This window comes from Streptococcus oralis (assembly GCF_001579175.1).
Classification (GTDB): Bacteria; Bacillota; Bacilli; order Lactobacillales; family Streptococcaceae; genus Streptococcus; species Streptococcus oralis_O.
Genome location: NZ_KQ970760.1, coordinates 485,003 through 504,234 on the forward strand (window position 1 = coordinate 485,003; position 19,232 = coordinate 504,234).

Annotated in this window: 20 protein-coding genes and 2 pseudogenes; 16 read left to right on the forward strand and 6 right to left on the reverse strand. The window is 42.6% G+C overall.

Annotation, left to right across the window (positions count from 1 at the left end):
- Both SORDD24_RS06710 and SORDD24_RS06715 read left to right on the forward strand, forming a co-directional pair.
- Nucleotides 1–673, forward strand: a pseudogene (locus tag SORDD24_RS06710) (serine hydrolase domain-containing protein); the annotation flags it as partial.
- A gap of 8 nt (nt 674–681) precedes the next feature.
- Nucleotides 682–1,587: pseudogene (locus SORDD24_RS06715) on the forward strand (DMT family transporter).
- 40 nt (nt 1,588–1,627) lie between these two features.
- Here the strand turns inward: SORDD24_RS06715 and SORDD24_RS06720 are convergent.
- Both SORDD24_RS06720 and rsmG read right to left on the reverse strand, forming a co-directional pair.
- Nucleotides 1,628–2,911 (reverse strand): uracil-xanthine permease family protein, encoded by a 1,284-nt coding sequence (locus SORDD24_RS06720; RefSeq protein WP_061409536.1) that lies wholly within the window; start codon nt 2,909–2,911, stop codon nt 1,628–1,630.
- A 309-nt stretch (nt 2,912–3,220) separates the two neighbouring features.
- Nucleotides 3,221–3,934 (reverse strand): 16S rRNA (guanine(527)-N(7))-methyltransferase RsmG, encoded by a 714-nt coding sequence (gene rsmG / locus SORDD24_RS06725; RefSeq protein WP_061408906.1) that lies wholly within the window; start codon nt 3,932–3,934, stop codon nt 3,221–3,223.
- A gap of 93 nt (nt 3,935–4,027) precedes the next feature.
- Between rsmG and SORDD24_RS06730 the strand changes: the two genes are divergently transcribed.
- Both SORDD24_RS06730 and htpX read left to right on the forward strand, forming a co-directional pair.
- On the forward strand, nt 4,028–4,588 hold the full coding sequence (locus tag SORDD24_RS06730; protein WP_000219838.1) for a LemA family protein: 561 nt from the start codon (nt 4,028–4,030) through the stop codon (nt 4,586–4,588).
- Nucleotide 4,589: 1 nt separating this feature from the next.
- Nucleotides 4,590–5,489, forward strand: a complete 900-nt coding sequence (gene htpX / locus SORDD24_RS06735) for a zinc metalloprotease HtpX (RefSeq protein WP_061408909.1) — start codon at nt 4,590–4,592, stop codon at nt 5,487–5,489.
- A 44-nt stretch (nt 5,490–5,533) separates the two neighbouring features.
- Here the strand turns inward: htpX and SORDD24_RS06740 are convergent, their stop codons facing one another.
- Entirely contained in the window at nt 5,534–7,093 is a 1,560-nt protein-coding gene (locus SORDD24_RS06740; RefSeq protein WP_061408912.1) for an ATP-binding cassette domain-containing protein, read from the reverse strand.
- 330 nt (nt 7,094–7,423) lie between these two features.
- A complete protein-coding gene (locus SORDD24_RS06745; protein ID WP_061408915.1) occupies nt 7,424–7,753 on the reverse strand; it encodes a hypothetical protein in 330 nt (109 codons plus the stop codon).
- A gap of 167 nt (nt 7,754–7,920) precedes the next feature.
- Here SORDD24_RS06745 and SORDD24_RS06750 point away from each other — a divergent pair, with 167 nt between their 5' ends.
- From SORDD24_RS06750 to SORDD24_RS06780, 7 genes are all read left to right on the forward strand, one after another.
- Nucleotides 7,921–8,463, forward strand: a complete 543-nt coding sequence (locus SORDD24_RS06750; RefSeq protein ID WP_061408918.1) for a YceD family protein — start codon at nt 7,921–7,923, stop codon at nt 8,461–8,463.
- On the forward strand, nt 8,463–9,092 hold the full coding sequence (nth, locus tag SORDD24_RS06755; protein ID WP_061408921.1) for an endonuclease III: 630 nt from the start codon (nt 8,463–8,465) through the stop codon (nt 9,090–9,092). Before SORDD24_RS06750 ends, nth begins: the two co-directional genes overlap by 1 nt.
- A 209-nt stretch (nt 9,093–9,301) precedes the next feature.
- On the forward strand, nt 9,302–9,823 hold the full coding sequence (gene pyrR, locus SORDD24_RS06760) for a bifunctional pyr operon transcriptional regulator/uracil phosphoribosyltransferase PyrR (protein WP_000644748.1): 522 nt from the start codon (nt 9,302–9,304) through the stop codon (nt 9,821–9,823).
- Between the two features lie 20 nt (nt 9,824–9,843).
- The gene (locus tag SORDD24_RS06765; protein WP_061408924.1) at nt 9,844–10,767 is read left to right on the forward strand and encodes an aspartate carbamoyltransferase catalytic subunit; all 924 of its coding nucleotides are present in this window, start codon (nt 9,844–9,846) and stop codon (nt 10,765–10,767) included.
- 48 nt (nt 10,768–10,815) lie between these two features.
- Nucleotides 10,816–11,895: a carbamoyl phosphate synthase small subunit gene (locus tag SORDD24_RS06770; protein WP_061408927.1), complete on the forward strand. Its 1,080-nt coding sequence runs from the start codon at nt 10,816–10,818 to the stop codon at nt 11,893–11,895.
- 441 nt (nt 11,896–12,336) lie between these two features.
- Complete coding sequence (carB, locus tag SORDD24_RS06775; protein WP_061408930.1) at nt 12,337–15,513, forward strand: carbamoyl-phosphate synthase large subunit; 3,177 nt, start codon at nt 12,337–12,339, stop codon at nt 15,511–15,513.
- 124 nt (nt 15,514–15,637) lie between these two features.
- Nucleotides 15,638–15,958, forward strand: coding sequence for a heavy metal-binding domain-containing protein (locus tag SORDD24_RS06780; RefSeq protein ID WP_061408933.1), 321 nt, complete (start codon nt 15,638–15,640; stop codon nt 15,956–15,958).
- 44 nt (nt 15,959–16,002) lie between these two features.
- Here the strand turns inward: SORDD24_RS06780 and SORDD24_RS06785 are convergent, their stop codons facing one another.
- Nucleotides 16,003–16,245, reverse strand: coding sequence for a type B 50S ribosomal protein L31 (locus SORDD24_RS06785; protein WP_000710762.1), 243 nt, complete (start codon nt 16,243–16,245; stop codon nt 16,003–16,005).
- A 92-nt stretch (nt 16,246–16,337) separates the two neighbouring features.
- On the reverse strand, nt 16,338–17,276 hold the full coding sequence (locus tag SORDD24_RS06790) for a DHH family phosphoesterase (protein ID WP_061408936.1): 939 nt from the start codon (nt 17,274–17,276) through the stop codon (nt 16,338–16,340).
- Nucleotides 17,277–17,379: 103 nt separating this feature from the next.
- Here SORDD24_RS06790 and SORDD24_RS06795 point away from each other — a divergent pair, with 103 nt between their 5' ends.
- The 5 genes from SORDD24_RS06795 to SORDD24_RS06815 form a co-directional block, all read left to right on the forward strand.
- Nucleotides 17,380–17,823 carry a flavodoxin gene (locus SORDD24_RS06795; protein ID WP_061408939.1) on the forward strand — a complete coding sequence of 148 codons (444 nt, stop codon included), beginning with the start codon at nt 17,380–17,382 and terminating at the stop codon, nt 17,821–17,823.
- Nucleotides 17,824–17,938: 115 nt separating this feature from the next.
- Nucleotides 17,939–18,205, forward strand: coding sequence for a chorismate mutase (locus tag SORDD24_RS06800; RefSeq protein WP_061408942.1), 267 nt, complete (start codon nt 17,939–17,941; stop codon nt 18,203–18,205).
- Nucleotides 18,202–18,576 carry a fluoride efflux transporter CrcB gene (gene crcB / locus SORDD24_RS06805; protein ID WP_061408945.1) on the forward strand — a complete coding sequence of 125 codons (375 nt, stop codon included), beginning with the start codon at nt 18,202–18,204 and terminating at the stop codon, nt 18,574–18,576. The genes SORDD24_RS06800 and crcB (SORDD24_RS06805) overlap by 4 nt, the downstream gene beginning before the upstream one ends.
- Nucleotides 18,570–18,899: a fluoride efflux transporter CrcB gene (crcB, locus tag SORDD24_RS06810; RefSeq protein WP_061408948.1), complete on the forward strand. Its 330-nt coding sequence runs from the start codon at nt 18,570–18,572 to the stop codon at nt 18,897–18,899. Before crcB (SORDD24_RS06805) ends, crcB (SORDD24_RS06810) begins: the two co-directional genes overlap by 7 nt.
- A gap of 118 nt (nt 18,900–19,017) precedes the next feature.
- The coding region (locus tag SORDD24_RS06815) for a 50S ribosomal protein L19 (RefSeq protein WP_155720141.1) at nt 19,018–19,232 on the forward strand (215 nt) is incomplete at its 3' end.

Here is a 19,232-nt window from a genome sequence, read left to right on the forward strand (position 1 = left end):
ATCGGAGTGTGATTATCCTGATATCACTATACGGCAGCTTCTGACCCATGCTACAGATCTGGACCCTTTTATTCCCAATAGGGACCAGTTAGGTTATGAGGAATTAAGAGAGGCCATGTTTCATCTGAATAGACGTAGTCGTCCTGCTTTTCTATACTCGGATGTTCACTTTTTACTCTTGGGCTTTCTTTTGGAGAAAATATTTGAACAAGATTTGGATCAGATTATAGAAGAACAAGTTTTGAATCCATGGGGGATGAAGGAAACAATGTTTGGTCCCGTTGAAATTGCTGTACCAACAGTTAGAGGAGTAGCGGCAGGTAGTATCCACGATCCCAAAGCTCGTCTTTTGGGCAAACATGCTGGGAGTGCTGGTTTATTTTCAACTGTTAAGGATTTGCAAATCTTTCTGGAACATTACTTGAAAGATGATTTTGCTGAAAACCTAAGTCGAAATTACTCTCCCTTAGAGGATAAAGAGCGTTCGCTAGCTTGGAATCTGGAGGGAGACTGGCTGGATCATACGGGCTATACAGGTACCTTCATCATGTGGAATCGAAAGAAACAAGAAGCCGCCATCTTTTTATCCAATCGAACGTATGAGAAGGATGAACGTGCCCAGTGGATAATCGATCGAAACCAAGTCATGGAAATGATTCGCCAAGAAGAGTAGGGGGAAGAATGTCACAAACCGTAAAAGGAACTCTATTTACAGTAGTTGCAGGGATTGCTTGGGGCTTGTCTGGAACCAGTGGCCAATACCTGATGGCACACGGTATTTCCGCTCTAGTCTTGACCAATCTGCGGCTCATCATTGCAGGATTGGCCCTGGTATTTTTAACTTATGCGACCGCAAAGGATAAACTCCTTGCTTTTTTAAAAGACAAAAAAAGCCTTTATTCTCTCTTGTTATTCGCCTTATTTGGACTTTTCTTAAACCAGTTTGCCTATCTTTCTGCCATTCAGGAAACCAATGCTGGAACGGCGACGGTTCTCCAGTATGTTTGTCCTGTTGGAATCTTGATTTATACTTGTATCAAGGACAAGGTAGCACCGACTCTGGCTGAGATTATTTCAATTGGTTTAGCAATTGGAGGAACTTTTCTTATTGCTACGCATGGGGAACTTGACCAGTTGTCGGTCACACCTGCGGGTCTTTTTTGGGGACTCTTTTCTGCCTTGACCTATGCCCTCTATATTATCCTTCCTATCGCTTTGATTAAGAAGTGGGGAAGTATGTTGGTGATTGGTGTGGGCATGGTTATTTCTGGTGTTGGGGCTATTCCCTTCACAGGAGTTTTGTAGGCCAGTATACCGACTAGCTTGGATTTTCTCCTTGCATTTGCTGGCATTATCATCATTGGAACAGTATTTGCCTACACAGCTTTTCTAAAAGGAGCTAGTCTAATAGGACCAGTTAAATCCAGTTTATTGGCTTCCATAGAGCCTATTTCAGCTGTTTTCTTTGCCTTTTTAATTATGAAGGAGCAATTCTATGCGATTGATTTTGTTGGTATGGCCATGATTCTGCTTGCAGTGACTATCATTTCTTTGAAAGATTTACTGCTGGAAAGTAAGCATAAATAAAAAATCCACTCAACTGAGTGGATTTTTGCTATCTATAAGATTAGTCTTTGTTTTCGTATGGCAAGATCAGATTCAAAATGATACCTGTCATCGCTGATAGGGCAGTACCTGAAAGGGTTACTGGGCCAAGTTTAAGGATGGCTCCACCAAGACCAAGTACCAACATGGCACTTGCGATGATGAGGTTACGCATTTGACCGAAGTCTACACGTTCTTTGATTAAGACTTTCAAACCATTACTTGCGATAACTCCGTAGAGAAGGATGGACATGCCACCAAGCACAGCATTTGGAATGGTTGAAATCAAGGCAGTGAATTTACCTAGGAAGCTAAGAGCAATGGCGATAAATGCAGCGTTTCGGATAACGGAAACAGAAGCGATACGGGTCATACCGATAACTCCAGTGTTCTCACCGTAGGTAGTATTGGCTGGTCCACCGAGGAAGGCAGATACAGATGTCGCGATACCGTCACCAAGAAGCGTACGGTGAAGTCCTGGTTCTTTCAAGAACTGACGGCCACAGATTTGGCTCAAGACTGTGTGGTCTCCAATGTGTTCAGAGATGGTTACGATAGCGATAGGCAAGATAGCGATTGTTTCAGGACCGAAGTATAAGTTGTACTCTTTAAAGGCTCCACCTGTACTAAATGGCAAGTAGAAACCAGGAATTTCAAACCAGTTGGCTTGAAGGACTGGGGTAAAGTCAACCAAACCAAGAAGCATTGCGAAAATGTACCCACCGATGATGGCAAAGAGGAAAGGAATGATACGAAGGAACCCTTTTCCTTTTGTATTGATGAAGGCAGCAATGAGGAAGGTTACGACAGCAACAAGGGCATTTTTCCAGTTTCCATCAGCTACAAGACCAGCATTGGTCACGGCTGAGCCTGCAAGACCAAGACCGATAACGATAATCATAGGTCCGATAACGATAGGAGGCAAGAGTTTGTCAATCCATTTCGTACCAGCAAAGCGAACACTTGTTGCGACAATGACATAAATCAAACCAGTTAGAATAACCCCTGTTTGAGCAGCAGAGACGTCGCCACCCATTTCTTTCATAGCAAGGGACATGGCTGTGATAAAGGCGAAGGATGATCCGAGATAGACTGGAACTTTAAAGCCAGTTGAAACCATATAAATTAGGGTTCCGACACCAGATGCAAAGAGGGCAACGGATACGGGCATTCCCAAAATTAAGGGAACGAGAATGGTTGCGCCAAACATGGCAAATACGTGCTGGAAGCTTAGAAGAATACCTTTACCAGCAGAAGGACGTTGATCAACGTCTAGTAACAAGTCAACAGTTGATTCCTGTTTCATAAAAACCTCACTTTTGGGCACCAAAAAAGAGCCCATTATTTTACAGCAACAGGCTCTCAGAGTAAGACTTCTTTAAAGAGAGGGGTATCTCATTAAAGAATTTCATATATTTCTGCGTCTTCGTCACCTCACAGGATGACATTAAAAACCTTTGCTTAGGATAGTATAGCAGAAAAAATTCGTTTTGTAAACGAATTTTTCCCGAGCCCAGAAATGTGAGAGCGAGGTTTGATTTTGTAAATCATTTTTTCCCGAGCCAAGAAATAAAAAAGCGAGGCGAACTTTGTAAACATTTTTTTACTAAAAAAATTAAAGCGGGCGTTTATTGGGCATGCCAGCCTTACGTGGATATTTGTTTGGGGTTTCTTTTTTCTTTTCTACCACAGTGATGTATCGTGGATCTCCATTTGGTAGGGTGTAGCTGAGGTTGTTTTCGACCTTGCTAAAAAGGAGATTGAGAGCATTCTTGGCTTCTAGCAATTCTTCGGGGGCATTGCTGGCCTTGAGTGCCAAGAGTTTTCCACCAACTTTAAGATAGGGAATGGTCAATTCAGATAAGACTTGCATACGGGCAACAGCACGAGCTGTCACCATATCAAACTGAGCACGGAAGTTCTTGTCTTGGGCAAAGTCTTCTGCACGTCCATGATAGAAGTGAACTCCGTCCAAATTCAGCTCTTGGGCCAATAGTTGGAGGAAGTTGATGCGTTTATTTAGCGAATCAATGATGGTCACATCTAACTGAGGATAGAGGATTTTCATAGGAAGACTAGGAAATCCTGCCCCAGCCCCGATATCAAGAAGTTTGATAGTTTCATTTGAAATCAAGCCTTGTAGGATGGGTGCAATCGAATCATAAAAGTGTTTGAGGTAGACTTCTTCTTTGTCTGTAATAGCGGTCAGGTTAATCTTTTCATTCCACTCGACCAAGAGTTCAAAATAGCGTTCAAATTGGTTCTTTTGCTGGTCAGAAAGTGGAAGATTTTGCTCGACGAGCAAGCTGTAAAATGTTTCTGGTTTCATAGTCGTTTCCTTCTCTAGTATTATCTTATTTTACCATATTCATTAAAATTTTGATATACTGGTAGTAATCTAAAAGCAGAAAGGAAAAAGATTATGACTTGGATTATTCTTGGAGTTTTGGCTCTAATTGTTATTTTTGTGATTGTTAGCTATAACGGTTTGGTGAAAAATCGTATGCAGACAAAGGAGGCTTGGAGCCAGATCGATGTTCAGTTGAAGCGTCGTAATGATCTCCTCCCAAACTTGATTGAAACAGTCAAAGGCTATGCCAAATATGAAGGTTCTACCTTGGAAAAAGTGACAGAACTTCGTAGACAAGTAGCTGCAGCAACCTCACCAGCTGAAGCGATGAAGGCCAGTGATGCTCTTACACGCCAGATTTCTGGTATCTTTGCAGTAGCAGAGAATTACCCAGACTTGAAAGCTAGTGCTAACTTTATCAAATTGCAAGAAGAGTTGACCAATACAGAAAATAAAATTTCTTACTCACGCCAACTCTACAACAGTGTTGTCAGCAACTACAATGTAAAACTTGAAAGCTTCCCAAGTAATATCATCGCAGGACTATTTGGCTTTAAAGCTGCAGACTTCCTTCAAACACCTGAAGAGGAAAAGGCAGTTCCTAAAGTTGACTTTAGCGGTTTAGGTGACTAAGATGTTGTTTGATCAAATTGCGAGCAATAAACGAAAAACGTGGATTTTGTTGCTGGTTTTCTTCCTACTGTTGGCTTTGGTTGGTTATGCCGTAGGCTATCTCTTCATGCGCTCAGGTCTTGGGGGCATGATTATAGCCCTAATCATCGGTCTTATCTATGCTCTGACCATGATCTTTCAATCGACAGAGATTGTCATGTCTATGAATGGTGCGCGTGAGGTTGATGAACAAACGGCGCCAGACCTCTACCATGTTGTGGAAGATATGGCCATGGTCGCTCAGATCCCCATGCCACGTGTGTTCATCATTGAGGATTCTTCTTTAAATGCCTTTGCAACAGGTTCCAACCCGCAGAATGCGGCAGTTGCAGCCACTTCGGGTCTCCTAGCCATCATGAACCGTGAGGAGCTAGAAGCGGTCATGGGGCATGAAGTCAGTCACATTCGGAACTACGATATCCGCATTTCGACCATTGCTGTTGCCCTTGCTAGTGCTATTACCATGCTATCTAGTTTGGCTGGTCGGATGATGTGGTGGGGTGGCGCAGGCCGCAGACGGAGTGATAATGATCGTGATGGAAATGGTCTAGAGATTATCATGCTTGTTATCTCTCTCTTAGCCATTGTTCTAGCACCTCTCGCAGCAACCTTGGTGCAACTTGCTATCTCTCGTCAGCGAGAATTTCTAGCGGATGCATCTAGTGTGGAGCTGACTCGTAATCCTCAAGGAATGATCAATGCACTGCGCAAGTTGGACAATAGCGAGCCCATGCATCACCACGTTGATGATGCCAGCAGCGCTCTTTATATCAATGATCCTAAGAAAGGTGGGGGACTTCAAAAACTCTTTTATACCCACCCACCTATCTCAGAACGAATTGAGCGTTTGAAACAGATGTAAACAAAATCCAGAGGTCGTCTCTGGATTTTTGCTATGTTTGAAATCTAAAAATCTTGTAAATCAACAACTTCCAAACTATTTTCTGTCAAACGATAGATACTCGTACAGACCTCTTTTAAGAAGCGCCTGTCATGCGAAACAGTGATTAAACCGCCTGGATAGGAGGCAAAGAGTTTTCTGATTTCAGGTTGAGAAGTGGGAGAAAAGTTTCGTGTAGGCTCATCCAGAAGGAGAAAGTTTGGTTTGCACAGTACTAAATCTAACAGAAGTAATTTGCCTTGTTGACCACCAGATAAGGAGCGTATTTGGTGGTGCATCTCTGGATAGCTGAAATTGAGACTGGCTAAGTGAGATTGGATTTTCTGTAATTCCTCTTTTTCCCCAGTTTGGCTGAGATAGGCTACTGGAGATAGATCCAATTCCAGTTTTTTGTGGTAATCTTGAGGCATAAAACCAAGCGAAATTTCTCTTTTGTTGCTTAGGAGTTGTTGTAACTTGCATAACAGAGTTGATTTTCCAACACCATTAGGCCCTATGATACCGATTTTATCTTGGCCACGGACAGTGAGTTGTAACTCCTGAGCTAAAATGCGCTCGCCAATGGACAAATTTTCTTTTTCCAGTTGGATTAATACTTTAGAAGCCGCTAATGGTTGGATATCTGAGAAGAATAGTTGAATTTGTTCTTCTTCAAGTGGTTTTTGAGTCATAGACTGAGCTACCTTTTCAAAGCGTTTTTCTTGAGAGAGAACATTTTTCATCTTTTTAGCCAGTAAGCGCCCAGCAACATCGTTTTTAGTGTTACGCAAGGCAGTTTCTACATTTTGCTTAACTCGGCGATGTTTTTTCATGGTTTTGTCATAGGCTCTCTGGTCGTTAGCAGCTTGCTGGCTTTGTCTGGCAAAATTAGCCTTTCTTTGCTCACTATAGCGATTATAGTCTAAATGCTCGACTAGTGTTTCCGCTTCTTTCCGGTGCTTGACCAGTCGCAGGTGGACAATAGTATCAGCCGTACGAGAAAGAAAGTCTTCATCATGAGAAATGAAAATAACGGTTTGCCTCATCTTCTGTATCTGTATTTTTAGCCAATCAACCGTCTCAAGATCCAGGTCATTTGAAGGTTCATCTAAAAAAAGAATCTCAAAGGGTTTGGCTAACTCATGGATGAGCTGAATTTTCAAAGCTTCGCCCCCTGAGAGGCTCCCAATCTTTTGGTCACTAGCGAAGCGATCACTATCAAAATGCAACTCCTCAGCCAAGCGATAGAGAATACTGTAGTCTAAATCAGCGGGATCTAAAAAGAAGTAATCGTGTAGAGTTCTATTTTTTAGCTCCTCAGGTAACTTTTGGGGAATGTAGGCCAGTGACTGAAGGTCAGACTGGATCTCTCCTTTGATAGTGAAATCAGGCAATGCTTCCCCCATTAAAGCTCGCAGTAAAGTTGATTTGCCATTTCCTTCTTCACCAATAATAGCAACCTTTTCTCCGTCTTGGATAGTCATGGTTAGGTCAGATACAAGATTTCGTAGATCTTTGTTTTGTGTGATGGTCAGATGATTGATTTTTATCATATTGTCGCCCTTTCTAGAATGTCCATAGTGCATAACAAAAAGCTCTACTTTATCTAGTAGAGCCCAAAGTCACTGTCAAAACTCTATTTTCCTCGTTAAAAAGCTCGTCAAACTAGCTTGGAGCTGCCTACCCCAACCCAAGAGGAGCATAGCTTTCTAGTTTTTTGATTTTCAATGAGGATAAAGTACTAGAAAATCTAGTACAAAAAGAGCATGCAAAAAGAGACAAAAACAAGATCTACTAAATAAAGTTCTTTATTTGATAGACTTAGTTTTTCATGTCTCCCTTACCTCCGAGTATTAGTACCTCTATCCTATACCTTTAAGGATATTTTGTCAATAGTAAATTCAAAATTTTAAACTCTAAAATCCGAAAACGGGTCCATAAAGAGTCAGTACGTGTTTGACGTGCTCGTAATGGAACTTGTCATAGTTGCGCCAAGCGGTGCGTGCTTGATCGTTTAGTTTTAGGCTCCCCAGTCCGATCAGTAGACTGGTACGTTGGTAAAATTTCTCAAGGTTGATTAAGATACTGTTGTCAAGCTTTTCCGCTTTTTTAAGTTCCTTGAGAGTGCTGTTCAGCAGTTCTTGTAGACGGAAATCATCGGCTGTACCCTGTTTGCAACTTTGGTAGCTTTTATTTAACTCGGATAGGAGTTGGTAAGCTTCGTTGATTAGTGCTTTGTCTTCCATATGAGCATCCTCCTTGCTCTGATGTATTCTTGCCTATAGTATAGCACTAAACAGAAAATATGTCATAGCAAATATGTTAAAAAGGAGATTTTAATATCAAGGTTTAAAAGGCTGTCTTGTAGCCTTTTCATGGTATAATCAAGTGAGTAAATCTTTATGGAGGAAATATGAAGTTAAATATTCAAGAAATTCGTAAGCAGCCTGAAGGCCTACATTTTGAACAAGCTTTAGACCTGGCATCAGACTTGCGTGCCCGTAATCAAGAAATTTTAGATGTCAAAGATATCCTTGCGGTAGGGAAGGTCCAATATGAAGACCGCATGTATTTCTTAGATTATCAACTATCTTACACCATTGTCCTTGCTTCCAGTCGCAGTATGGAGCCAGTTGAGTTGTCAGAGTCTTATCCAGTGACAGAGGTTTTCATGGAAGGCGCAACCAACCAACTAGATCAGGAAGTTTTAGATGATGACTTGGTCCTGCCTATCGAAAATGGTGAAATTGATTTGGCTGAAAGTGTGTCAGATAATATCTTGCTAAACATTCCAATCAAAGTCTTGACAGCTGAAGAAGAAGCTGGTCAAGGATTTGTTTCAGGTAATGACTGGCAAATCATGACAGAGGAGGAGTACCAAGCTCAACAAGCAGTCAAGAAAGAAGAAAACAGTCCATTTGCTGGCTTGCAAGGACTATTTGATGGAGACGAATAATGGTCTTGTCAAAAAAACGAGCACGTAAAGTGCTAGAAGAAATCATAGCTCTCTTCCCAGATGCCAAACCCAGCCTTGATTTTACCAATCACTTTGAACTATTGGTTGCAGTGATGTTGTCAGCCCAGACGACAGATGCTGCAGTCAACAAGGCTACACCAGGTCTCTTTGCTGCTTTTCCAACGCCTCAAGCCATGTCTGTGGCAACTGAAAGTGAAATTGCTTCGCACATTTCTCGCTTGGGACTGTATCGCAATAAAGCCAAGTTTTTAAAAAAATGTGCCCAACAATTATTAGACGATTTTGACGGACAAGTACCTCAGACTCGCGAGGAATTAGAAAGCTTAGCAGGTGTTGGTCGCAAAACAGCAAATGTCGTCATGAGCGTGGGCTTTGGGATTCCAGCCTTTGCAGTGGACACCCATGTTGAGCGTATCTGCAAGCACCATGATATTGTCAAAAAATCGGCTTCACCCCTCGAAGTAGAAAAACGTGTTATGGACATTCTGCCACCAGAGAAATGGTTGGCAGCCCACCAAGCCATGATTTACTTTGGACGGGCTATCTGTCATCCAAAAAATCCAGAATGCGATCACTATCCTCAATTATATGATTTTAGTTCGTTATAAGTGAAAATAATGAATGTTTTTACTTGATTTGAACGGGTCTTTGTGATATAGTAATGACAATAAAATATTCCTTTAAACCTGTCCCGTGAGGCAGACAAGGAGCTGGATTAAGTAGAAGGGTGAAGTCTATACTGTTTGCAGTAGGGCTCGCTTGGCTATACATTCTGAAGTCTCCTTGTTAAGGAGACTTTTCTTTTTGGAGGTTTGTCATGAAGGCAAAAGAAGTTGTAGACGAATTGACCGTCAAACGCGCGATTACTCGAATCACTTACGAGATTATTGAGCGAAACAAAGATTTGAACAAAATCGTTTTGGCTGGTATTAAAACGCGAGGTGTCTTTATTGCTCGCCGTATCCAAGAACGCTTGGAACAGTTAGAATCTCTTTCAGTTCCAGTAGTAGAGCTGGACACCAAACCTTTCCGTGACGATGTTAAAAGTGGTGAAGATACTTCTTTAATCTCTGTTGATGTGACAGACCGGGAAGTCATTTTAGTGGACGATGTGCTCTATACAGGTCGTACCATTCGTGCAGCTATTGACAACGTCGTCAGCCATGGTCGCCCTGCTCGTGTGAGTTTAGCAGTTCTAGTGGATCGCGGACATAGAGAACTTCCAATCCGTCCAGACTATGTTGGGAAAAATATTCCAACTAGTCGCTCTGAAGAGATCATCGTAGAGATGGCAGAACTAGATGGACAAGATAGAGTTCTTATTACCGAAGAAGCATAGATAGCAAAAAGGAGTTAACCATGTCAGAAAATCAACAAGCTTTGCAACATGTGGTCTCTATGGAAGACCTTACTGTAGATCAGGTCATGAAATTGATCAAACGAGGAATCGAATTTAAGAATGGAGCGCAGGCTTCCTATGAGGACCAGCATATCGTTTCCAACCTTTTCTTTGAAAGTTCGACTCGTACGCACAAGTCCTTTGAAGTAGCAGAGATTAAGCTGGGACTGAATCTACTCGATTTCGATGTGAAGACGAGTTCAGTTAACAAGGGTGAAACACTCTATGATACGATCTTGACACTGTCTGCACTTGGAGTGGATGCCTGTGTTATCCGTCACCCAGAAGTCGACTACTACAGAGAGTTGATTGCCAGTCCAACCATTACGACTTCCATTATCAATGGTGGAGATGGTTCAGGACAACATCCAAGTCAGAGCTTGCTTGATTTGATGACAATATATGAAGAATTTGGCCATTTTGAGGGGCTTAAGGTCGCTATCGCTGGGGATCTGGACCACTCACGTGTAGCCAAATCAAATATGCAAATTTTGAAACGTTTAGGCGCAGAGCTTTACTTTGCAGGTCCTGAGGAATGGAGAAGTCAGGAATTCGCAGACTATGGCCAGTTTGTAAGTATTGACGAGATCATCGATCAGGTGGATGTCATGATGTTCCTTCGCGTCCAGCATGAACGTCATGAAAGTGGAGTAGTCTTTTCAAAAGAAGGCTACCATGCGCAACATGGTTTGACGCAAGAGCGTTATGATCGCTTGAAAGAAAAAGCAATTCTCATGCACCCTGCCCCAGTCAACCGTGATGTCGAAATCGCAGACCATTTAGTTGAAGCGCCAAAATCACGCATTGTCCAACAAATGACCAATGGTGTATTTGTCAGAATGGCAATCTTAGAATCTGTTCTGGCATACAGAAAAGCAAACTAAACACAAGACGTTAAAAGACGCCAGAGAGCGTCCACGAGAGGTGACTATATGACAAAACGACTTCTAGTATTAGAAGATGGCACAGTTTTTGAAGGCAAGGCCTTCGGAGCAGATATTGATGTAACAGGTGAAATCGTCTTTAATACAGGGATGACCGGCTATCAAGAATCCATTACAGACCAGTCTTATAATGGACAAATCTTGACTTTCACATACCCATTGGTGGGAAACTATGGGATTAACCGCGATGACTACGAATCCATCAGTCCTACCTGTAAGGGGGTAGTAGTTTTTGAAGAAGCGCGTAGAGCCAGCAACTGGCGCAATCAAATGACCTTGGACGAATTCTTGAAAGCCAAGAAAATCCCTGGTATCTCAGGAATTGATACTCGTGCGCTTACAAAGATTATCCGTAAGCATGGTACTATGAGGGCAACCCTTACGCATGTTGGTGATACCATGGACCATATTGCAGACCAGCTCCAAGCAACAGTCTTGCCGACAGATAATATCAAGCAAGTCTCTACTAAGACAGCTTATCCTGCTCCTGGAGTTGGATTGAGTGTCGTTCTGGTAGACTTTGGTCTCAAACACTCCATCTTACGCGAACTTTCGAAACGGAATTGTAACGTGACCGTGGTTCCATACACAACCACAGCAGAAGAAATTCTCCATCTCAACCCTGACGGCGTCATGTTGTCAAACGGTCCAGGAAACCCAGAAGATGTTCCCCAGGCCCTCGATATGATTCGTGGTGTGCAAGGGAAGATTCCAATCTTTGGTATCTGTATGGGGCACCAACTTTTTGCCATGACAAATGGTGCCAAGACCTATAAGATGAAATTTGGTCACCGTGGATTTAACCACGCGGTCCGTGAAATCGCAACAGGACGAGTAGACTTTACTAGCCAGAACCATGGTTATGCGGTCAGTCGTGAAGAATTGCCAGAGCACTTGATCATTACCCACGAAGAAATCAATGACAAGTCAGTTGAAGGTGTGCGTCACAGATACCAACCAGGTTTCTCTGTACAATTCCACCCAGACGCAGCTCCTGGGCCACACGACGCTAGCTACCTCTTTGACGAGTTTATCGAGATGATGGAAGCTTTTAAACAAGCCAACTAAGAACGAGTAAGACTCGTCGTAGAATTTATGGAATTGAACACGGACGGAAAGCTCGGAATTTAGAGAAACCAAGGAAGAATTTCTATCCTTGGTTTCCAAAATTCAGTTGCTTTCTATTCGTCCTTTGTATCTTATTTAATGTCGCTCTGTGAGGCGACGAATAGAAAGGCAGGTCGTTTCTTTTAGTAGCTATTGGGCGAACTAAAAACTCCCTGCACTAGATTTTTTATCGAAAAATATCGTTTCTCTAAAAAATCGTCGGAGAATTTATTTAATGGCAACCCGAGAGTTGCCGAATAGAAAGGAGAAGATACATTGTTCGCGGAAGTGAACACGCCCTAAGAACTGTGTGAAAAAGATAAACATCGTCTTGACGCTAAAGGCGTCTGCACCGAGTTTCCTATTTTCACTGTGTTCTTTACGGGCTTTGTATCATAAACTATGCCTAAACGTACTGATATTCAAAAAATTATGGTGATTGGTTCTGGTCCGATTATTATTGGTCAGGCTGCTGAGTTTGACTATGCGGGGACCCAGGCCTGCTTGTCTTTGAAAGAGGAAGGCTATGAGGTTGTCTTGGTGAACTCAAACCCTGCAACCATCATGACGGATAAGGAGATTGCTGACAAGGTTTATATTGAGCCAATCACACTTGAATTTGTGACACGTATTCTCCGTAAGGAGCGTCCTGATGCTTTGCTTCCAACTCTTGGTGGTCAAACAGGGCTCAATATGGCCATGGAATTGTCTAAAAACGGCATCCTAGATGAGCTTGGAGTAGAGCTTCTGGGAACTAAATTATCGGCCATCGACCAAGCGGAGGACCGTGACCTCTTTAAACAATTGATGGAAGAGCTTGAGCAGCCAATCCCTGAATCTGAAATTGTCAACACAGTGGAAGAAGCTGTTGCCTTTGCGGCGTCAATCGGCTACCCTGTCATCGTCCGTCCAGCCTTTACCCTAGGTGGTACTGGTGGTGGTATGTGTGCCAATGAGGAAGAATTGCGTGAAATCGCTGAAAATGGTTTGAAACTGTCACCTGTTACCCAATGTTTGATTGAGCGTTCCATTGCAGGTTTCAAGGAAATCGAGTACGAAGTTATGCGTGACTCGGCTGACAATGCCCTAGTTGTTTGTAACATGGAAAACTTTGACCCAGTTGGGATTCACACAGGGGACTCCATTGTATTTGCCCCTGCGCAAACCATGTCAGACTATGAAAACCAAATGCTTCGTGATGCCAGCTTGAGCATCATTCGTGCCCTCAAGATTGAAGGTGGGTGTAACGTTCAGCTGGCCCTTGATCCGCATAGCTTTAAGTACTATGTTATCGAAGTAAACCCTCGTGTATCGCGTTCTTCTGCCCTTGCTTCTAAGGCGACAGGTTATCCGATTGCTAAGTTGGCTGCCAAGATTGCCGTCGGTTTGACCTTGGATGAGGTCATTAATCCAGTTACAGGTTCAACCTATGCTATGTTTGAACCAGCCCTTGACTATGTGGTGGCTAAGATCCCACGTTTCCCGTTTGACAAGTTTGAAAAGGGTGAACGTCGTCTTGGTACCCAGATGAAGGCGACTGGGGAGGTTATGGCAATTGGTCGTAACATCGAGGAATCTCTCCTTAAAGCTTGTCGCTCACTGGAAATTGGGGTTCACCACAATGAAATGCCTGAGCTTGCAAATGTTTCAGATGATGCCTTGATTGAAAAAGTTGTCAAGGCACAAGATGACCGTCTCTTCTACGTATCAGAAGCTATTCGCCGTGGCTACACACCAGAAGAAATTGCTGAATTGACCAAGATTGATATTTTCTACCTTGATAAACTCTTGCATATCTTTGAAATCGAGCAAGAATTGGGTTCCCATCCGCAAGATCTAGAAGTTTTGAAAACAGCTAAGCTAAATGGATTCTCAGATCGCAAAATTGCTGAACTCTGGGAAACGACAGCTGACCAAGTTCGCCAACTTCGCTTGGAAAACAAGATTGTCCCAGTTTACAAGATGGTCGATACCTGTGCGGCAGAGTTTGACTCTGAAACACCATATTTCTATTCAACCTATGGATGGGAAAATGAGTCTATCAAGTCTGATAAGGAATCTGTACTAGTCCTAGGTTCGGGGCCAATCCGTATCGGGCAAGGGGTTGAGTTTGACTACGCAACTGTTCACTCAGTTAAAGCTATTCAGGCTGCTGGCTATGAGGCCATCATCATGAACTCAAACCCTGAGACCGTTTCGACAGACTTCTCGGTATCTGACAAGCTCTACTTTGAACCATTGACTTTCGAAGATGTTATGAATGTTATCGACTTGGAGCAACCAAAAGGCGTTATCGTTCAGTTCGGTGGTCAAACAGCTATCAACCTTGCAGAGCCATTGGCAAAAGCAGGTGTGACCATCCTTGGTACACAGGTTGCTGACCTAGACCGTGCCGAAGACCGTGACCTCTTTGAGCAAGCCCTTAAAGACTTGGATATTCCACAGCCACCTGGTCAAACAGCAACTAATGAAGAAGAAGCTGTGCTTGCAGCTCGCAAAATTGGTTTCCCAGTCCTTGTTCGCCCATCTTATGTCTTGGGAGGACGTGCCATGGAAATCGTTGAAAACGAAGAAGACCTCCGTTCTTACATGCGTACCGCTGTTAAGGCTAGTCCAGACCACCCAGTTCTTGTTGACTCTTACATCGTTGGGCAAGAGTGTGAAGTTGATGCCATTTCAGATGGAGAAAATGTCCTTATCCCTGGTATCATGGAACATATCGAGCGTGCTGGTGTCCACTCAGGTGACTCAATGGCCGTTTACCCACCACAAACCTTGTCGCAAAAGGTTCAGGAAACCATCGCAGACTACACCAAACGCCTAGCAATTGGTCTTAACTGTCTTGGTATGATGAACATCCAGTTTGTCATCAAGGATGAAAAAGTCTACGTTATTGAGGTTAATCCACGTGCCAGCCGTACGGTTCCATTCCTTTCAAAAGTAACCAATATCCCAATGGCTCAAGTAGCGACTAAGTTAATTCTTGGTCAAGACCTTGGAGAACTTGGTTACCAAGATGGACTTTACCCTGAAAGTACTCGCGTTCATATCAAGGCTCCTGTCTTCTCCTTCACCAAGTTGGCTAAGGTAGATAGCTTGCTCGGTCCTGAAATGAAGTCAACAGGTGAAGTCATGGGATCTGATGCAACTCTGGAAAAAGCTCTCTATAAAGCTTTTGAAGCTTCTTACCTCCATTTGCCAACTTTTGGAAATGTAGTCTTTACCATTGCAGATGATGCCAAAGAAGAAGCCTTGGACTTGGCTCGCCGTTTCCAAAATATCGGTTACGGTATCCTCGCGACAGAAGGAACTGCAGCCTTCTTTGCAAGCCATGGACTGCATGCTCAGCCAGTTGGTAAGATTGGTGATGATGAGAAGGATATCCCAAGCTTTGTTCGTAAAGGAAAAATCCAAGCGATCATCAATACTGTCGGAACCAAGCGAACTGCTGACGAAGATGGTGAGCAAATCCGCCGTTCAGCTATTGAACACGGTGTCCCACTCTTTACAGCTCTAGATACAGCTAATGCCATGCTCAAGGTGCTGGAAAGCCGTAGCTTTGTCACAGAAGCGATTTAACTAAGAAAAAAGAGAAGACTCCAAGTCTTCTCTTTTTTGATGGGTGATAAAACACTAGGGAATTTCTTGATAAAGGTAATGAAAGGTTTTACAATGTTCTAAAAGAAGCAAAGAGGACCTAAAGATGATTATTTCAACTAGGGGAATTGAAGGAAAGAAAATCCTAGAATACAAAGGAGTTGTCTTTGGCGAAGTAGTTGCTGGGGTTAATATGTTCAAAGATATGGCGACTGATTTCCGTAATATTTTTGGCGGTCGTGCTAGTAGTTATGAAGGAGAATTGACCCAAGCGAGAGAAGAAGCCTTAGCAGAAATGATGGCGCGTGCGAGTGAACGTGGTGCAAATATTATCATTGGGGTTAAGATGGACTATGAAACCTTAGGTGCTGAGAATGGTATGCTGATGGTTACCTGTAGCGGAACAGCAGTGGTGCTTGAGTCCTAATTTGAAGAAAGAAAAAAGAACAGTCGAAGCTGTTCTTTTTATTCTTATTTGAGACCGTATTTTTTGTTGAAACGATCCACGCGTCCATCTGCTTGAGTGAACTTTTGACGTCCAGTGTAGAATGGGTGTGAGTCTGATGAAATTTCCACACGGATCAATGGGTAAGTTTCGCCTTCGAACTCAACAGTTTCGTTAGAGCGTTTTGTTGAACCGCTAAGGAATTTGTAACCAGTAGTTGTGTCCATGAAGACAACTGGGCGATATTCTGGATGGATATCTTTTTTCATTTTGCAATATTTCCTTTCTGCCATGGTCTCTTTGCGAGCCATAGATTGTTACCTTACTAGTCTATCAGATTCTGGTAAGTTTGGCAAGCTTTTTATCTATTTTTCAGCAAGTTTTTTAATTTTTGGTAGATGAGCTCGTTCTCTTCTAAACTATACGAATTTGCCCCACTAGCAAGAGGATGCCCGCCGCCATCATGTTCTTTTGCAACTTCATTGATTGGGACAAATTTACTGCGAAGACGTACGCGGTAGTGACCATCTGCTTGTTCCACAAAGATTCCCCAAAGGCTAACAGTATCAATACGGCCTGGAGCTCCAACGATGGCTGCTGTTTCCGCATCAGTAACGTCGTATTTCTTCAAGATTTCTTGACTGAGAAGAACGCGTGCAGCTCCATTCTCATCAACTTCTAAATGATCATAGACATACCCTTGCAATTTTGCAATCTTAAAGCTCATGTTATCCATCTTGCGTGTCAAACTAGCGAAGTCAAAGTTGTACTCTCTCAAGGAAGAAGCGATACGAAGGGTTCGGGCTGAGGTAGAAGGATAAAGGAAACGCCCTGTATCCCCAATAATCCCAGCAAAAAGGAGTTCAGCAGCTTGATCTGACAAGGTTAGTTGAGTATTTTCTGCAAATAGGGCAATCATCTCACTAGCACTGCTTGAGCCAGTATCGACCCAAGACAAATCACCGTAAACATCATCGTTTGGATGGTGATCAATTTTGATGGTGAAATCAGCTTGTTCATAGCGTTTATCATCGATACGAGCAGTATTGGCTGTATCGCAGACAATGACAAGAGCTCCTTGGTAGTCACTGTCTTGGACAGTATCCATTTCCGCCATCCAGGTTAGAGTTGGTTCGTTAAAACCGACTGCTTTGATGGTCTTTTCTGGAAAATGGTGTGTGAGAAGAGCTTTCAAGCCCACCTGACTCCCTAAGGCATCAGGGTCTGGTTTCATATGACGATGAATGATAATGGTATCGTATTCTTTGATTTTCTCTAAAATTTGCTGGCAAATTTCCATAAATAACCTCAATTCTTTCTCATTTCATTGTAGCACAAGAATTTTTATTTTTAAAATGAAAAAGATATGATATAATGGAGAAAGATAAATTGAGGAGGACGATATGGCATTAGCAAAAATTGTATTTGCCAGTATGACCGGTAATACCGAAGAAATTGCAGATATTGTAGCAGATAAATTGCGTGACTTGGGCTTGGATGTCGATGTGGATGAATGTACAACTGTTGACGCTTCAGACTTCTTGGAAGCGGATATCGCAATCGTTGCGACTTACACCTACGGAGATGGAGAATTGCCAGATGAAATGATGGACTTCTATGAAGATCTAGCAGATCTCAACTTGAATGGTAAAATCTACGGAGTTGTTGGTTCAGGTGACACCTTCTACGATGAATTCTGTAAGGCTGTCGATGACTTTGATCGCGTTTTTGTAGCGACAGGAGCAGAAAAAGGTTCAGAGTGTGTTAAAGTAGATCTTTCTGCTGAGGAAGAAGACATCGAACTCTTGGAACAATTCGCAGAAGAATTGGCTGCAAAAGTAGGATAAGAAACAAGCTGCGCTGACTGGAAGGAGTCGGTGCAGTTTTTAGTAGTTAAACTAGATTTTACTAGCCTATTTGGTGGCTTTTTGATACAATAATTCAAATAAAGGAGGAGACACTATGGATTTAGCTAGTATTCGGCAAGAAATTGATCAAATCGACGACCAAATTGTTAAGCTCTTGGAAGAACGAATGCACTTGGTTGAGGGTGTAGTTGCCTATAAGAAAGCTTCAGGAAAACCTATTTTAGATACTAAGAGAGAAGAAATCATTTTTGAAAAAGTCAGAAATCGAGTAGAAGATAAGCGCTATCAGGAGACCATTGTTGCGACTTTTTCTGACATACTCAAACGTTCGCGTGATTACCAGGATCAAAACATCAAATGAAAAAAGAACAATTTTATCCGCTAGGGATTTTTCTAGCTGCAATGGTGGGCGGACTTGTCCGCTATCTAGTTTCCACTTGGTTACCAGCTAGTCCAGAATTTCCTTGGGGTACCCTCCTTGTCAACTATCTGGGCATTATCTGCCTGGTCTATCTGGTGAAAGGCTATCTGGTCTATAAGGGAAGCAGTAAAGGTTTAGTTTTGGCTCTGGGTACAGGATTTTGTGGTGGCCTGACAACCTTTTCTAGTCTAATGCTTGATGCTGTGAAATTGCTCGATACTGGGCGTTATCTTAGTTTAGTCCTGTATTTGCTTTTGAGTATTGGTGGAGGCCTGCTCTTGGCTTATTATCTAGGGAGGAAGAAATGGTAATCATCTATCTTGCAATCGCCTGTGGCTTTGGAGCCCTAGTGCGGTATTTCTTTTCCCAATATAATCAATCCTCAAAATTGCCCCTAGGAACTCTCATAGCCAATCTTCTCGGTTGTTTTTTGATTGGCTTGCTCTACAACCATGTGGAGTCCAAGGAAGTTTATACTATCCTCGCGACAGGTTTCTGTGGTGGGTTGACGACCTTTTCAACTCTGAATGACGAGCTGCAAAGACTGTTAAGTGACAAGAAGGTATTTTACAGCTATTTCCTCTTAACTTACCTAGGCGGCTTTCTAGCGATTTTTTTAGGGATTCTGCTATAAATTTCTTTACTTTTAGGTGGAAATTTGGTAAACTGTATCTTGTGTGTAATGGACGCACAAAAATACAGTTTATCCGCTGAGGAAGGTTCCTCAAGATTGACAAAGATAGGAGAATAAAATGAATCCATTAATCCAAAGCTTGACTGAAGGTCAACTTCGTACAGATATCCCATCATTCCGTCCTGGTGACACTGTTCGTGTACACGCGAAAGTTGTCGAAGGAAACCGTGAACGTATTCAGATTTTTGAAGGTGTTGTTATCGCACGTAAAGGTGCTGGCATCTCAGAAAACTACACAGTTCGTAAAATCTCTAACGGTGTAGGTGTTGAGCG

Coding starts and splice junctions, on each gene's coding strand:
- SORDD24_RS06720 (WP_061409536.1), bottom strand. CDS start 2,911: ATGAAACAGGAATCAACTGTTGACTTGTTACTAGACGTTGATCAACGT.
- rsmG (WP_061408906.1), bottom strand. CDS start 3,934: ATGAAACCAGAAACATTTTACAGCTTGCTCGTCGAGCAAAATCTTCCA.
- SORDD24_RS06730 (WP_000219838.1), top strand. CDS start 4,028: ATGACTTGGATTATTCTTGGAGTTTTGGCTCTAATTGTTATTTTTGTG.
- htpX (WP_061408909.1), top strand. CDS start 4,590: ATGTTGTTTGATCAAATTGCGAGCAATAAACGAAAAACGTGGATTTTG.
- SORDD24_RS06740 (WP_061408912.1), bottom strand. CDS start 7,093: ATGCACTATGGACATTCTAGAAAGGGCGACAATATGATAAAAATCAAT.
- SORDD24_RS06745 (WP_061408915.1), bottom strand. CDS start 7,753: ATGGAAGACAAAGCACTAATCAACGAAGCTTACCAACTCCTATCCGAG.
- SORDD24_RS06750 (WP_061408918.1), top strand. CDS start 7,921: ATGAAGTTAAATATTCAAGAAATTCGTAAGCAGCCTGAAGGCCTACAT.
- nth (WP_061408921.1), top strand. CDS start 8,463: ATGGTCTTGTCAAAAAAACGAGCACGTAAAGTGCTAGAAGAAATCATA.
- pyrR (WP_000644748.1), top strand. CDS start 9,302: ATGAAGGCAAAAGAAGTTGTAGACGAATTGACCGTCAAACGCGCGATT.
- SORDD24_RS06765 (WP_061408924.1), top strand. CDS start 9,844: ATGTCAGAAAATCAACAAGCTTTGCAACATGTGGTCTCTATGGAAGAC.
- SORDD24_RS06770 (WP_061408927.1), top strand. CDS start 10,816: ATGACAAAACGACTTCTAGTATTAGAAGATGGCACAGTTTTTGAAGGC.
- carB (WP_061408930.1), top strand. CDS start 12,337: ATGCCTAAACGTACTGATATTCAAAAAATTATGGTGATTGGTTCTGGT.
- SORDD24_RS06780 (WP_061408933.1), top strand. CDS start 15,638: ATGATTATTTCAACTAGGGGAATTGAAGGAAAGAAAATCCTAGAATAC.
- SORDD24_RS06785 (WP_000710762.1), bottom strand. CDS start 16,245: ATGAAAAAAGATATCCATCCAGAATATCGCCCAGTTGTCTTCATGGAC.
- SORDD24_RS06790 (WP_061408936.1), bottom strand. CDS start 17,276: ATGGAAATTTGCCAGCAAATTTTAGAGAAAATCAAAGAATACGATACC.
- SORDD24_RS06795 (WP_061408939.1), top strand. CDS start 17,380: ATGGCATTAGCAAAAATTGTATTTGCCAGTATGACCGGTAATACCGAA.
- SORDD24_RS06800 (WP_061408942.1), top strand. CDS start 17,939: ATGGATTTAGCTAGTATTCGGCAAGAAATTGATCAAATCGACGACCAA.
- crcB (WP_061408945.1), top strand. CDS start 18,202: ATGAAAAAAGAACAATTTTATCCGCTAGGGATTTTTCTAGCTGCAATG.
- crcB (WP_061408948.1), top strand. CDS start 18,570: ATGGTAATCATCTATCTTGCAATCGCCTGTGGCTTTGGAGCCCTAGTG.